14 protein-coding genes are annotated in these 14,869 nt (G+C 57.8%); 9 read left to right on the top strand and 5 right to left on the bottom strand.

The genetic code is table 11. The features are described from left to right. Positions 1–119: 119 nt before the first annotated feature. Positions 120–383: a FitA-like ribbon-helix-helix domain-containing protein gene (locus tag JK621_RS17790; protein WP_212557046.1), complete on the top strand. Its 264-nt coding sequence runs from the start codon at positions 120–122 to the stop codon at positions 381–383. Continuing rightward, a complete protein-coding gene (locus JK621_RS17785; protein WP_212557045.1) occupies positions 380–859 on the top strand; it encodes a type II toxin-antitoxin system VapC family toxin in 480 nt (159 codons plus the stop codon). Before JK621_RS17790 ends, JK621_RS17785 begins: the two co-directional genes overlap by 4 nt. A gap of 36 nt (positions 860–895) precedes the next feature. On the opposite strand, the gene envZ is transcribed toward JK621_RS17785, so the two are convergent. Next, positions 896–2,266, bottom strand: a complete 1,371-nt coding sequence (gene envZ / locus JK621_RS17780; RefSeq protein WP_212557044.1) for a two-component system sensor histidine kinase EnvZ — start codon at positions 2,264–2,266, stop codon at positions 896–898. Continuing rightward, positions 2,263–2,982 carry an osmolarity response regulator transcription factor OmpR gene (ompR, locus tag JK621_RS17775; RefSeq protein ID WP_004709363.1) on the bottom strand — a complete coding sequence of 240 codons (720 nt, stop codon included), beginning with the start codon at positions 2,980–2,982 and terminating at the stop codon, positions 2,263–2,265. The genes envZ and ompR overlap by 4 nt, the downstream gene beginning before the upstream one ends. A gap of 407 nt (positions 2,983–3,389) precedes the next feature. Between ompR and greB the strand changes: the two genes are divergently transcribed. From greB to JK621_RS17750, 5 genes are all read left to right on the top strand, one after another. Beyond that, on the top strand, positions 3,390–3,863 hold the full coding sequence (greB, locus tag JK621_RS17770) for a transcription elongation factor GreB (RefSeq protein WP_212557043.1): 474 nt from the start codon (positions 3,390–3,392) through the stop codon (positions 3,861–3,863). A 179-nt stretch (positions 3,864–4,042) separates the two neighbouring features. Continuing rightward, positions 4,043–6,364, top strand: a complete 2,322-nt coding sequence (locus JK621_RS17765) for a Tex family protein (RefSeq protein WP_212557042.1) — start codon at positions 4,043–4,045, stop codon at positions 6,362–6,364. 638 nt (positions 6,365–7,002) lie between these two features. Next, a complete protein-coding gene (feoA, locus tag JK621_RS17760; protein ID WP_126485782.1) occupies positions 7,003–7,227 on the top strand; it encodes a ferrous iron transporter A in 225 nt (74 codons plus the stop codon). Positions 7,228–7,297: 70 nt separating this feature from the next. Continuing rightward, positions 7,298–9,613: a Fe(2+) transporter permease subunit FeoB gene (feoB, locus tag JK621_RS17755; protein ID WP_212557041.1), complete on the top strand. Its 2,316-nt coding sequence runs from the start codon at positions 7,298–7,300 to the stop codon at positions 9,611–9,613. Next, complete coding sequence (locus tag JK621_RS17750) at positions 9,613–9,849, top strand: FeoC-like transcriptional regulator (RefSeq protein ID WP_212557040.1); 237 nt, start codon at positions 9,613–9,615, stop codon at positions 9,847–9,849. The genes feoB and JK621_RS17750 overlap by 1 nt, the downstream gene beginning before the upstream one ends. Before the next feature lie 47 nt (positions 9,850–9,896). Here JK621_RS17750 and JK621_RS17745 read toward each other — a convergent pair whose 3' ends face one another. Next, positions 9,897–10,178 (bottom strand): YdgH/BhsA/McbA-like domain containing protein, encoded by a 282-nt coding sequence (locus JK621_RS17745; RefSeq protein WP_212557039.1) that lies wholly within the window; start codon positions 10,176–10,178, stop codon positions 9,897–9,899. A gap of 247 nt (positions 10,179–10,425) precedes the next feature. Beyond that, positions 10,426–11,220: a pimeloyl-ACP methyl ester esterase BioH gene (bioH, locus tag JK621_RS17740; protein WP_212557038.1), complete on the bottom strand. Its 795-nt coding sequence runs from the start codon at positions 11,218–11,220 to the stop codon at positions 10,426–10,428. Between the two features lie 42 nt (positions 11,221–11,262). On the opposite strand from bioH, the gene gntX reads away from it, so the two are divergent. Next, entirely contained in the window at positions 11,263–11,946 is a 684-nt protein-coding gene (gntX, locus tag JK621_RS17735; protein ID WP_212557037.1) for a DNA utilization protein GntX, read from the top strand. 58 nt (positions 11,947–12,004) lie between these two features. Continuing rightward, on the top strand, positions 12,005–12,580 hold the full coding sequence (nfuA, locus tag JK621_RS17730) for a Fe-S biogenesis protein NfuA (protein WP_212557036.1): 576 nt from the start codon (positions 12,005–12,007) through the stop codon (positions 12,578–12,580). A gap of 189 nt (positions 12,581–12,769) precedes the next feature. On the opposite strand, the gene malQ is transcribed toward nfuA, so the two are convergent. Continuing rightward, positions 12,770–14,860, bottom strand: a complete 2,091-nt coding sequence (gene malQ, locus JK621_RS17725; RefSeq protein WP_212557035.1) for a 4-alpha-glucanotransferase — start codon at positions 14,858–14,860, stop codon at positions 12,770–12,772. Positions 14,861–14,869: the final 9 nt, after the last annotated feature.

Raw genomic sequence — 14,869 nt, 5'->3', positions numbered from 1 at the left:
TTTTTACAGCTTCAGCTAAGGCGTGGATTCCACGCCTTTTTTTATTTTTATTGATTGTTTTTTAGCCTATACAAAGAGATAATAATGCAGTGCAATCATTGATAGCAAAGGAGGTTACAATGGCTACCATAACCGTCAGAAATCTGGACGACGAAGTAAAAGAATTGCTGCGCGTCTCGGCAGCGAAAAACGGCCATTCCATGGAGGAGGAAGCTCGAATGATTTTGAAACAGGCATTAGTGAAAAAACCGCCGCGCTATGGTTTAGGAACACGTATGCATCAGCACTTTGCCGAGCTGGGCGGCGTTGAATTGGAGATCCCGCCGCGCGATAAAACACCCCCGCGGATTGCCACCTTTGACGACGACGATGACCAAGTATGATTATTCTCGATACCAATGTCGTTTTAGAATTGTTGCGTCCAGCGCCTCATTACCATGTCTTAAGGTGGCTGGACCAACAAGATACCTATCAATTCTATCTGAGCGCTGTCGTGGTCGCGGAGCTGTACACCGGCATAGCCTGTATGCCCTCCGGCAAAAGGCAGTTCGAGTTGCAAACCAATCTGGGTGTAATGCTGCAAGAGGAGTTTTCGGAAAGAATTTTGCCCTTTGATACTGGCTGCGCTCTGCAGCATGCTGAACTCATGGGCGCTAACCGCCGCCGAGGCATCGGCGTCAGCTTTCCAGACACCCAAATCGCCGCCACCTGCCTGCATTACGGCGCCACATTAGCCACGCGTAATACCAAAGACTTTATCCATTGCGGGATTGAGTTAATCGATCCTTGGCAAGCCAACACCGCTCGGCGTCTGCACGAAGAAGCGGCGGAATACTATGTGATGAGCAGAAAACCCTGACGGAGCCGCAGCGAGGCGGCCCTCTGTCAGCAGGCGTCATACGTTCTCTTTCGCCGCCAGATGCCCATTTGCCGGCTCTTTTTTCTCCATCGGCAACGGAATATAAGCCCTGATCAACAGCCCGCCGCGTTCGCTGGTGCCGATATCCAACGCGCCGTGATGGCCGTCGATAATGCGCTGCACGATAGCCAGGCCAAGCCCGGTTCCGCTGGTGCTGCGCGCGCTGTCGCCACGGACAAACGGCTGCAGCAGATGTTTCAATTCTTCAGGTTTTATGCCCGGGCCGTCGTCTTCTATCTGGAACCAGCCACGTTGCAGTTCACGCCCGCTGCTGACCTTGATCCAGCCGTTACCGTAACGCGCCGCATTCACCACCATGTTCACCGCCGCACGCTTAATCGATAGCGGATGCACATTCATCATCAGCTCACCCGGCGCCATGGCGGTTTCGATAACCCGCTCATAGCCGCTCTCGGCCGCCACGACCTCGCCCAGAATCGAGTTCAGATCGCTGAGCTCGGTTTGCATCTCCTGGCCGGTACGCAAATAGTCGATAAACTGCTCGATAATGGCGTTGCACTCTTCGATATCTTTATTGATCGACTCCGCCAGATAACCATCTTCGGCGCTCATCATCTCGGTCGCCAGACGGATACGCGTCAGCGGCGTGCGAAGATCGTGGCTAACCCCGGCCATCAGCAGCGTGCGGTCATCCGCCAGTTGCTTGACGCCCGACGCCATCTGATTGAAGGCCCGCGTCACCGAACGCACTTCCGAAGCGCCGTATTCACGCAGCGGCGGCGGGATAATGCCTTTGCCGACCTGCAAAGCCGCGTGCTCCAGCTCCACCAGCGGGCGGTTCTGGATGCGGATAAACAGCCAGGCGCCGCCGATAGCCAACAGCATAATCGCCAGGGTATAGCGGAACAGCGGCGAGAAATCGCCCTGGTGGATTTCAGTCAGCGGAACCCGCACCCAGATATCAGGTTGCAGCCAGGTTTTCAGCCACACCACCGGGGAGTTCTTGTTCACTTCCACCCGCACGTCGGTCGGCCCGCCGAGCTGCTGCGCCATCTGCTGGCTGAGGAATTGGTAATGTTGCGCCCAGCGCAGCCCGCTCTCCTCCGCCGCCGAATTGGTGTACAGAGAAATCCCCAACTCACGGTAAATTTCCCGGCGAAACGCCGGCGGCACTTCCAGCAGCGTGCCATCTTCCAGCTGCAACCTATCGGTCATCAGCATACGCACTTCGTAGGCCAATACCTTGTTGAACTGCTGCAAACTGGGCAGGATGGCGAAGTTCAGCACCACCAGATAGGTCGTCACCAGGCTGACGAACAGCAAGGTGACGATCAACAGCAGGGTTCGGGCAAACGAGCTACGCGGTGAAAAGCGCAATCGCCTCATGCCTTGCTGCCGTCCGGAACGAAGACGTAGCCAAGACCCCAAACGGTCTGGATATAGCGTGGATGTGCCGGATCTTCTTCAACCATGCGGCGAAGACGGGAAATTTGCACGTCGATGGAGCGTTCCATCGCGCTGTATTCGCGGCCGCGCGCCAGGTTCATCAGCTTGTCGCGCGAAAGCGGTTCACGCGGATGGCTCACCAACGCCTTCAGTACCGCAAACTCACCGCTGGTCAATGGCATAGGCTCATCTTCGCGGAACATTTCACGGGTGCCCAGATTCAGTTTGAATTTGCCGAAGGCAATGACCGCTTCTTCCTGCGAAGGCGCGCCCGGCAATTCGTTGGCCTGACGGCGCAATACCGCCCGGATGCGCGCCAGCAGTTCACGCGGGTTGAAAGGTTTTGGGATGTAATCATCAGCGCCGATCTCCAGCCCAACGATACGGTCGACTTCTTCGCCTTTGGCGGTCACCATGATGATCGGCATCGGGTTGCTCTGGCTGCGCAGACGACGGCAGATGGACAGACCATCTTCACCCGGCAACATCAGGTCCAGCACCATCAGGTGGAAAGATTCTCGAGTCAGCAAGCGATCCATTTGCTCAGCGTTGGCGACACTGCGAACCTGAAAGCCCTGTTCGGTTAAATAACGCTCTAAAAGCGCGCGCAGGCGCATGTCATCATCGACGACCAGAATCTTATGATTCTCTTGCATTGTATTACTCCCAAAGGCTTTATTGCCTGACGTGAATATTGTTAAAAAACCCTGTCATTTCGGACAGCATTTAATGGTATATATTCTAGACGAAATTGTTACAAAGCTTATTCTTTTGCCCATTTATCAACAATTTTCATCAAAATGCCGGCGACGGTTCGTCAAAATCCCGATATTTTTAGATTAAATTTGGGATAACTCCGTCATTCGACCAAGGGCGATACACCCATGAATTTCGAGTTGCAGCCGGGCGGCTGGTTCGGCAGTGTAACTCAGGCGAGGCGATAAAAAACGTCAGCGATCGGCAATTTTGCGAGCCGACGCTTTATTGAGCGCTTATTGCATCCGGCAACGCCAAGCCAAAGCACCGTCATGCAACCTTTGATATCCCATAAAGGCAGAAAACAATGAGAACGCAGCTGATAACCCGCGAAGGTTACGACAAGCTCAAACAGGAGCTGGACTTTCTCTGGCGTGAAGAACGACCGGAAGTCACCAAAAAAGTGACCTGGGCCGCCAGCCTCGGCGACAGAAGTGAAAATGCCGATTACCAGTACAACAAAAAGCGATTGCGGGAAATCGATCGCCGCGTCCGCTACCTGACCAAATGTCTCGAGCAGTTGAAGATTGTCGACTATTCGCCGCAACAGGAAGGCAAGGTGTTCTTCGGCGCCTGGGTGGAAGTGGAAAATGAGAATGGCGAGATCAAACGCTTTCGCATTGTGGGCTACGACGAAATTTTTGGCCGTCGGGACTACATTTCCATCGATTCGCCGATGGCCCGCGCCCTGCTTAAAAAAGAGGTGGGGGATGCCGCCACCGTCAACACCCCGGTGGGTGATGCGCTGTGGTATGTGAATGAGATCGAGTACGTGAAGTAAGATTCGGTTTTTTCCGAGCGGCCTCGCGGGTGGCCGCTGTCCCGCGGAGCTTGCGGCAGCAGCCACCCGCACAACCTCGGCGCATCGGGCAAAGACGGGCAGCGCCACTGGCATTTTTGCCGATCAATCCGTATAACTGTCCCCCTGTTTCCTAACCGTTCTCAACAGATACCAGACTTATGAATGACCCACTGAGCCGCATTATTGCAACAGAACTGCAGGCCCGGCCGGAGCAAGTTGACTCCGCCATCCGTCTGCTGGATGAAGGTAATACCGTGCCTTTTATCGCACGCTATCGTAAGGAAGTCACCGGGGGCCTGGACGACACTCAACTGCGCCAGCTGGAAACCCGCCTGGGTTATCTGCGTGAACTGGAAGACCGCCGTCAGACCATCCTCAAATCGATCGACGAGCAGGGCAAACTGACCGAACAGCTGGCGGGGGCGATCAACGCCACGCAAAGCAAAACCGAGCTCGAAGACCTCTACCTGCCGTACAAACCCAAACGTCGTACCCGTGGCCAAATCGCTATCGAAGCAGGTCTGGAGCCATTGGCCGACACCCTGTGGCAGGATCCGCAGCAACAGCCGGAACAGCTGGCCGAAGGCTACGTTGACGCCGACAAGGGCGTGGCGGATGTCAAAGCCGCCCTCGACGGCGCGCGTTACATCCTGATGGAGCGCTTCGCCGAAGACGCCGCGCTGCTGGCCAAGGTACGTAACTACCTGTGGAAGCATGCTCACCTGGTGTCCAAAGTGGTGGAAGGCAAAGAAGAAGACGGCGCCAAGTTCCGCGACTACTTTGATCACCATGAGCCTATTGCCCAGGTGCCTTCACACCGTGCATTGGCGATGTTCCGTGGCCGCAACGAAGGCGTGCTGCAGTTGGCGCTGAACGCCGATCCGCAGTTTGAAGAAGCCCCGCGCGAAAGCCAGGCGGAGCAAATCATCATCAGCCACCTCGACCTGCGCCTGAATAACGCCCCGGCCGATGCCTGGCGCAAAGCGGTGGTCAACTGGACCTGGCGCATCAAGGTGCTGTTGCATCTGGAAACCGAACTGATGGGGACGGTGCGCGAACGCGCGGAAGACGAAGCCATCAACGTTTTCGCCCGTAACATGCAGGATCTGCTGATGGCCGCACCGGCCGGCATGCGCGCCACCATGGGCCTGGACCCCGGTCTGCGCACCGGGGTAAAAGTGGCGGTGGTGGATGCCACCGGCAAGCTGGTCGCTACCGATACCGTCTACCCGCACACCGGCCAGGCTGCGAAAGCCGCTGCCATCGTCGCCGCCCTGTGCATCAAACACAAAGTAGAGCTGGTCGCTATCGGCAACGGCACCGCATCGCGTGAGACCGAGCGTTTTTACCTTGAATTGCAGCAGCAGTTCAGCGAAGTCAAAGCGCAGAAGGTGATCGTCAGCGAAGCGGGCGCCTCGGTATATTCCGCCTCCGAACTGGCGGCGCTGGAATTCCCGAACCTCGACGTTTCGCTGCGTGGCGCCGTCTCCATCGCCCGCCGTTTGCAGGATCCGTTGGCCGAACTGGTCAAAATCGACCCGAAATCCATCGGCGTCGGCCAGTACCAGCACGATGTCAGCCAAAGCCAGCTGGCGAAAAAGCTGGACTCGGTGGTGGAAGACTGCGTAAACGCCGTCGGTGTGGATCTGAACACCGCCTCAGTGCCGTTGCTGACCCGCGTGGCCGGCCTGACCCGCATGATGGCGCAGAACATCGTTACCTGGCGTGATGAGAACGGTCGCTTCAGCAACCGCGAACAACTGCTGAAAGTCAGCCGTCTGGGGCCAAAAGCCTTTGAACAGTGCGCCGGCTTCCTGCGCATCAACCACGGCGATAACCCGCTGGATGCCTCTACCGTTCACCCGGAAACCTACCCGGTGGTCGAACGTATTCTGGCCGCCACCCGGCAGGCGCTGCAGGATCTGATGGGCAACCCGGCGGCGGTGCGTAGCCTGAAGGCCAGCGACTTCACCGACGACAAATTTGGTGTGCCGACGGTCACCGACATCCTGAAAGAGCTGGAGAAACCGGGCCGCGATCCGCGTCCGGAATTCAAAACCGCCACCTTTGCCGAGGGCGTGGAAACCCTCAACGATCTGCAGCCGGGCATGATTTTGGAAGGCTCGGTCACCAACGTCACCAACTTCGGCGCCTTTGTGGATATCGGCGTACATCAGGACGGCCTGGTGCATATCTCCTCGCTGGCGGACAAGTTCGTCGAAGATCCGCATACCGTGGTGAAAGCCGGCGACATCGTCAAAGTGAAGGTGATGGAAGTGGATCTGCAACGCAAACGCATCGCGCTGAGCATGCGTCTGGACGAGCAACCGGGTGAAGGTTCGCCACGTCGCGGCGGCGCCCCGGCGAAGGACAGCCCTTCCCGCGCGCCGGCCAATAAGGCCAAACCGCGCAGCAGCTCGACGGCAGGCAACAGCGCCATGGGCGACGCGCTGGCTGCGGCATTCGGTAAGAAATCGTAGGGGCAGTGCTGCCTAGCTGAAAGACTCAAGGTACACAGGGCGGAGCCGGCTCCGCCCTTTCTCAAAAAAAGCGTCGCTATTTTTTGACCCGCCTCAATAAACCCGCTTATTTTTCCCGAGCGACAATCCCCGGTTTTTCAGCCTGAAAATAACGCCGAATCCCCGTTCATTAACACCGTTTTTAACATCAGGTTTTCATTTCGTCCTTTCCCGGTGAAACACAAATGGTTACCGCTCGTATTCCGCCGGCAAGATGTTACCGAATAAACGCCGGCTCGCCGCCATCCCCTCTAAACGCCACTCAATTTGTCGCTAATTTTTGCAAATCGGAAAAAATCACTGCAATTACGTAACTGATTTAACTCGCCATTCGCATTTGATCCCCCACAGGCCAGGTGATAAAAATAGGGGCATCAGGCAATCCGATCGTTAAGTGCCGATGCCATAACCTTTGGTTACCAATACCCCTACTTTTTGTATTGAATACGATAACTATTCTCACTATTATTGCGTTGCGTGTTCACTGCATTACCTCATGAATTGAAAACGTCGGCAGCCTGCGATCTTCATCGCGGCGCTTGGTCTGGAACGTTCTTTTATCGTCATCGGCCCAATAACAGGGGCTCTGAGAAGGTTATATGCATCTTCAGCCTAAACGCTCTTATAAGATTGCCGGTTTTTCCAGTGACATCGGCCCGGCCTATCGCCAGAAACTGTTATCGCTAGGCATGCTGCCCGGCTCTTCGTTTGAAGTGGTGCGCGTCGCACCGCTGGGTGATCCGATAGAAATAAAAACCCGCCGCGTCAGCCTGGTGCTGCGCAGGAAAGACCTGGCCCTAATCCTGCTCGACGGCCAATCCTGACTCTGCGCCGTCTCGCTCTGGCCGCGCCCATCGCCCGGCTCAATGTCCATTGACTGATATCACGCGAAAAATGAAAAAACTCACGATTGGCTTAATAGGCAACCCCAATTCCGGTAAAACTACGCTGTTCAACCAGTTGACCGGAGCTCGCCAGCGGGTCGGCAACTGGGCCGGCGTGACGGTAGAGCGTAAAGAAGGCCAGTTCACTACGCCGCAATCCCAGGTCAACCTGGTCGATCTGCCCGGCACCTATTCGCTGACCACCATCTCGGAACAAACCTCGCTCGACGAACAGATCGCCTGCCATTACATCCTGAGCGGCGATGCCGATCTGCTGATCAACGTCGTCGACGCCTCCAACCTTGAGCGCAACCTGTACCTGACGCTGCAACTGCTGGAACTGGGCATCCCCTGCATCGTTGCGCTGAACATGCTGGATATCGCCAGAAGCCAGCAAATCGAGATTGATATCGCAGCGCTGTCGGCGCGTCTCGGCTGCCCGGTGGTGCCTTTGGTCTCCACCAAGGCCGACGGCATCGGCATGTTGAAGCAGATAATCGACAACCACCGGTTTAACGATCTGAAAGCGCTGGTGAACTATCCGCCGGCGCTGCTGAAGGAAATGGCCACCCTGAGCGACGCCATGCCGGCGGCTATGCCAACGGAGCAACGCCGCTGGCTGGCGCTGCAAATGCTGGAAGGCGACATCTACAGCCATCAATTGGCCGGCAACGCCACCGCCCTGCTGCCTGCCGCCAGGCTGGCGCTGCAACAACAGCAACAGGAAGATCCTGCATTGGTGATTGCCGATGCGCGCTATCAGTCGATAGCCACCCTGAGCGATGCGGTCAGCAACTCGCAGCAGGCGATGCCAAACCGCCTGACCGAAGCGCTGGACAAAGTGATCCTCAACCGCTGGCTGGGGGTGCCCATCTTTTTGCTGGTGATGTACCTGATGTTCTTGCTGGCGATCAACCTCGGCGGCGCGCTGCAGCCGATCTTTGATATCGGTTCGGCGGCAATCTTTATCCAGGGCATCCAATGGCTGGGCTACAGCCTGCACTTTCCTGAATGGCTGACGATTTTCCTAGCGCAGGGCATCGGCGGGGGCATCAACACCGTGCTGCCGCTGGTGCCGCAAATCGGCATGATGTATCTGTTTCTGTCCTTCCTCGAAGACTCCGGCTACATGGCGCGTGCGGCGTTTGTCATGGACCGCCTGATGCAAGCTCTTGGGCTGCCCGGTAAATCCTTCGTGCCGCTGATTGTCGGCTTCGGCTGCAACGTGCCGTCCATCATGGGTGCACGCACGCTGGATGCCCCGCGTGAACGCTTGATTACCATCATGATGGCGCCGTTCATGTCCTGCGGCGCCCGGCTGGCGATTTTTGCGGTGTTTGCCGCCGCCTTCTTCGGCCAGGACGGCGCCGGCGTGGTGTTCTCGCTGTATATGCTCGGCATCGTGGTGGCGATCCTCACCGGACTGGTGCTGAAGTACACCATCATGCGCGGCGAAGCTTCGCCGTTCGTCATGGAATTGCCGGTTTATCATGTGCCGCACCTGAAAAGCCTGCTGCTGCAAACCTGGCAGCGGCTGAAAGGCTTTGTGCTGCGCGCCGGGAAAGTGATCGTGATCGCCAGCATCTTCATCGGCGGCCTGAACAGCTTTACGTTCAGCGGCAAGCCGGTCGATAACCTCAATGATTCCGCGTTGGCGTCGGTGTCCAAGATCCTGACGCCGCTGCTGCAGCCGATGGGCGTACATAACGATAACTGGCAGGCCACCGTCGGGCTGGTGACCGGGGCCATGGCGAAAGAAGTGGTGGTCGGCACATTGAACACCCTGTACACCGCCGAACATATCAATAACGCCGAGTTTGATGCCGCCAACTTTAATCTGCTGAACGAACTGAGCGGCGCGGTGGGAACCACCTGGCAGGGGCTGAAAGACACCTTCAGCCTGAGCGTATTGTCCAACCCCATCGAGGCCAGCAAGGGCGACGGCGAAATGGGCGTCAGCTCAATGGGCATGATGAGCAGCAAATTCGGCTCCGGCGTCTCTGCCTACAGCTACCTGATCTTTGTGCTGCTGTACGTGCCCTGCGTATCGGTGATGGGCGCTATCGCCCGTGAATCCAGCCGCGGCTGGATGGCCTTTTCCATTCTCTGGGGTCTGAACCTCGCCTACTCCTTGGCTACGCTGTTTTATCAGGTTGCCACCTTCGGCCAGCATCCGGGATACAGCCTGACGGCCATCGCGATCGTGGTGCTGGTCAATCTGTTGATTTTATTCGGCCTGCGCCGGGCGCGCAGCCGGGTGACGGTGCGTCTGGGCAAAGCTACGCCTGCAGCCTGTTGCCAGGGTGCTCAGGGTAACTGCCACTGATGGCCGGCCTGCTGCAGCTCCGCGATGCGCTGGCGCTGCACGGCAGCGCTCAGGCGCAACAGCTCAGCCGCCAGTTGGAGACCCCGCTGCCGCTGGTGCTGGCGATGCTGGAACGTTTAACGGCGATGGGTAAAGTGGAGCGGATTGAACAGGATAACGGCGCTTGCCTGACCGGCAGTTGCAAAAGCTGCCCGGAGGGCAAGGGTTGCGGTACGGTGGTGTATCGGCTGAAATAATCGGAGCAGGGGCGCGCATTATGCGCCCCTTTGTTAATCAAGAATGATTACTTGTCTTTATACACGTCGGCTATCGCGCTGAATTTACCGTGTTCGCGGCCGGCGATGATCACGTAATACTGACCGCCTTTTTCATCCGCCAGTTTGGACAGCTCTTCTTTAGCATCCATCGGCGAAGTGGTTTCCGCGGTGGTGGTTACCGTACCGATCTTCTCGTATTTACCCGGATTCTTGTCCAGATCTTCTTTGGTCAGCAAGGTTGCCGCCAAAGAGCTGAAAGACACGGAACCGACGACCAACGCTGCAATAATCATTTTCAAAGATTTCATTACCATACCTCTCAAAGGAATATTTATTTGTTATGAAAGCCGTCCAAGGGTACATGCGCAATAACACCGGCTGCCGTGACATCTTCAGGCCTCGCTGCTTTCCCTGACGAGAGCCCTTTTCCCAGAGACGAAACGCCAAAGTGAAAAAATCCGCGAACGGTTTTTCAGTTTTCAGCCAGCGCATCTACCCCACTGAGTATCGAACAGGTTTCTTTTTTATCCACCGAGCGGCCGTTTCTTTAGCGCTTTATTGTGCGTTTTCACGCGGAATGCCACCTTCGGTCACAAAGGTGCGAATAATTTCGGCAAATTCATCAGGGTGAGAAATGAAGGGCGCATGCGCCGCTTTCGCCATGACGATCGACGGCGAATGCGGCCAACTGGCATCGAGCAGCGCGGCAACCTTGCGCGGCACCACCCCATCCAGATAACCGTATATACGCAGCAGCGGCAGAGTCAGTTCCGCCATCGGCAAGCGTAAATCCGCGGTGCGCAGCATCTCCAGACCGCCGTTCAGCACCTCGACGCTCGGCATCGGCTGATTCAACACCACCGATTTCAGCAGGCGGGCGTCCTGCCGCGCGCTTGCCGTACCCAGGGTTTGTAATGCCAGAAAGCGTTCTACGGTGCGCTGGAAGTCCTGACTCAACTGATGCTGAAAACCGCTCAGCACCTCTGGGCGGATCCCCGGCCAGTCGTCCTGCGCGGCAAAGCACGGCGAGGACGCCACGGTGATCAGCCCGCGTACCCGTTGAGGCTGCGTCAGCGCAATCTGGCCGGCCACCAGCCCGCCGAGTGACCAGCCCAGCCACCAGGCCTGCGGCGGTGCGGCGGCCAGCACAATCTCCGCCATCTGCGCAAGCGACATGCCGCCAAACCCCTGACTGCGGCCATAGCCCGGCAGATCGACCAGATGCAGGCGAAAATGCGGCGTCAGCCGCTCAAGCGTGCAACCCCACACCTCCGCATTCAGTCCCCATCCGTGCAGCAGCACAAGATCGCGTTCGCCTTCACCTATTGTTTGCCAGTACAGCGCGGTCATCAGTTATTGTCCTTTCATTCTCATCCGTCAGGGAGGACGGCTATGCTATCAATCCACAGCCGCTGTTGGCTATGCCGGCAGCCATTATGCCTTAGCCGCCACGGCATCTGTAGTTACTGCCTGCGCCACCTGCCGGCCAAACCGCTGTGTTGCCCCTGCTGCGGCCTGCCCGCCGGCGACGCCGCGCACCCCTGCGGCCGCTGCCTGCAACGGCCGCCACCCTGGCAGGCGCTGGTGTTCGTCGGCGACTACGTCGCGCCGCTTCGCCAACTGATCAAAAAATTCAAGTTTCAACACGCGCCGGAACTGGCGCCGCTGCTGGCACGGTTGATATTGCTAAACTGGCAACGGGCGCACAGAGAGCAGTATCTGAACAGACCCGATGTGATTTTAGCGGTACCCTTGCAGGCTAAACGCTGCTGGCGACGCGGCTATAACCAGAGCGATCTGCTGGCGCGGCCGCTGGCGCACTGGCTGGGTTGCGATTATCGCCCCGCCGCCCTGAGGCGGGTACGAAAAACGGCCCCGCAGCAGCGGCTGCCTGCCCGTATGCGCAGGCGCAACCTGCGTGGCGCCTTTCGTTGCCATGAGCCGCTGGCGGGCCGACACGTTGCCCTGTTGGATGATGTGGTGACGACCGGCAGTACGGTGGCGGAAATCACCCGGCTCTTGCTGCGACAGGGTGCCGCATCGATACAAATCTGGTGCGTTTGCCGCACATTGTAGTGCCACGGCAATGGGCGTATTATAACCGACAATAGAAGTCAACTACTGAGCTAATGCTATGATTCGTATAACAGATACCGCACAGGAACACTTTGCCAAACTGCTGGCAAATCAAGAAGAAGGCACCCAAATCCGCGTATTCGTGATCAACCCGGGTACGCCTACGGCCGAATGCGGTGTCTCTTATTGCCCGCCGGACGCCGTGGAAGCGACAGACACCGAGCTGAAGTTCGAAAAGCTGTCCGCCTATATCGACGAAATAAGCAAACCCTATCTGGAAGACGCCGAAATCGACTTCGTCACCGACCAGTTGGGTTCGCAGCTGACGCTTAAAGCGCCAAATGCCAAAATGCGCAAGGTGGACGACAACGCCCCGCTGATGGAGCGCGTTGAATACGTGCTGCAATCGCAGATCAACCCGCAGCTGGCAGGCCACGGCGGCCGCGTAACGCTGATGGAAATTACCGAAGACAGTTTGGCGATCCTGCAGTTCGGCGGCGGCTGTAACGGTTGTTCAATGGTCGACGTAACGCTGAAGGAAGGGATCGAGAAAGAACTGCTGCAGAAGTTCCCAGAACTGAAAGGCGTGCGCGATCTGACCGAGCATCAGCGCGGCGAGCACTCTTATTACTGATACCCTTCTTGCTTGAAGTTGCAGCGTTGTTGGCTGCGCGCGCGTACCCCAGTCACTTACGCAAGTAAGCTCCTGGGGATTTACGCACTTGCCGCCTGGCTGCAACTCCAATTAATTTGGGTATCCATACATTAAGGATAAGAATCATAGTTTTCAGATTTCATCTTTAATGCAATCTCAGATCCCTGATTACCCTACCGATACCGTTCGCCGGCGCTTGTCCAAATCTTTCAGCAACCGGTTAACCTGCTGATCGGCAAACATCTCCTCCAGCGTTTTGTTCAGTTTACGCCGCCAGTTCGGGTACTGATCGCTGGTGCCGGGAATATTGACCGGTTCGGCCATGTCCAGCCAGTCTTCCGGCTGCAGGCCCAGCAGTGCGCTGGCGCTGTCGGCGACATAGCGCTGTAAACCCCGGTTCAGCAACGGGCTCATGTTCAGCAACGCCGCCTTCTTGCCCACCTTCTGCGGCACGCAGCCATAATGATGCAATCCGTCCAGCAATCCCTGTTTGGCGCGCTCACGATCGGCAAACAATTCTTTCAGGATCTCCGCATCCGGATACAGGCCCAGCTTGTTGCCAAGTTGCAGATCGCCGCCCTGCCAATAACCGCGCAGCGTCGGCAAGTCGTGCGTGGTGATGGTCGCCATCGCCTGCACCGGGTAGGCCTGCGGCGCGCGGAAGTGGTTCTCGCCGTCACGCTCGAAATACAGCACCTTATAAGAATAGACGCCGCTGTCGCGCAGCTTGGCGACGATCTCGACCGGCACGGTGCCAAGGTCTTCGCCGATCACCATACAGCGATGGCGCTGACTCTCCAGCGCCAACACCGCCAACAGGTCATCCACCGGGTATTTCACGTAAGCGCCATGATCGGCGGTTTCTCCGTAAGGGATCCACCACAGGCGCAGCAACGCCATTACGTGGTCAATGCGCAGCGCGCCGCAACTGGTCATATTGGCGCGCAACAGGTCGATAAACGGCTGGTAGCCCCGCGCCGCCATCACGTGCGGATCCATCGGCGGCAGCCCCCAGTTTTGCCCCAACGGACCCAGAATGTCCGGCGGTGCGCCAACCGACGCTTTCAGGCAATAAAGATCCGGCTCGCACCAGGTTTCCGAACCGCCCTCCGCCACGCCCACCGCCAAATCGCGGTAGAGGCCAATCGGCATTTGCTGTTGCTGGCTCTGGCGGAAACAGTCGGCGAACTGGCTGGCGGCCAACCACTGCAACCACAGATAGAAAGTCACCGAATCCTGCTGCTGCCGGCAAAACTGCTTCACTGCAGCGCTGTCGCCCTGCCGATATTGCTCCGGCCAGGCAGGCCACCCCCACAGGCTGCCGTCAACGGCGGCAAGGTGAGCATGCAATGCGTCAAACGCCGCCTGTTGATACAGGCTGTCGCCACCGTCGGCAACAAACTGCTCGAACGCCTGACGCCGTTCGTCACCGGCTTTACGCCCCTGGAACAACGGGAACGCCAGCTTCAGCGCCGCCAGCTTGAGCTGCGTCACCGCGCTGTAATCCACCAGTTCGCTGCTGCGCGCTTTGGCCAGCTGTTTTTGCGTTGCCGGCTTCAGCCACCATTTCTGCGCCGCATCGCTACGCTGGAACTCTTCCACCGCGTTCACATCGATATACACCACGTTCAGCCAGCGTCGCGACGACGGGCTGTACGGGCTGGCGCTTTCCGGGTTCGCCGGATACAGCGCGTGGATCGGGTTCAGCCCGACAAAAGCGCCGCCCCGTTCACCGACCTGCTCCACCATTTGCCGCAAATCGCCAAAATCGCCGATTCCCCAGTTACGATCGGAGCGCAGAGTGTAAAGCTGGACGCAAGCGCCCCACAGCTTTTGCCCGGTCAGCAGCGCATCCGGCTCGAAGCAGCGTTTGGGCGCAACAATCAACCGGCACTGCCACTGCTGTTCGCCCTGGGTCAGCGTCAATTGGTGATAACCCGCCGGCAACTCGCTCGGCAAGGTAAAGGTTTTACGCGCGCTGGCGCGCCCCTGTTGCCGGCCACCGTCTTCACGCAGCAGCGTCCAGAGATACTCGCCGCTGCCCGCAAGCGGCAACGCCACCGGCGCGCCCTGATAGAACACCTTGACCGCCGGCAGCGGCGTTACCGCAGCCTCCAGCGGTGCGGCAGTCCGCCCCATGGCATCCAGCAGCTTGCGCTTGGTATCTTCCGCGATCGCCTGCTGTTTCCCGTGGGCGTTAATATAATCAGCGGCAATACCCGCCTGAGCGGCCGCCTGATCGATGCGCTTGCGATCCATTCGCTCTCC

It is taken from the genome of Serratia plymuthica, from assembly GCF_018336935.1.
GTDB classification, from domain to species: Bacteria; Pseudomonadota; Gammaproteobacteria; order Enterobacterales; family Enterobacteriaceae; genus Serratia; species Serratia plymuthica_B.
The sequence above is the reverse complement of the archived record's forward strand: the minus strand, read 5'-3'. Positions and strand labels throughout refer to the sequence as shown.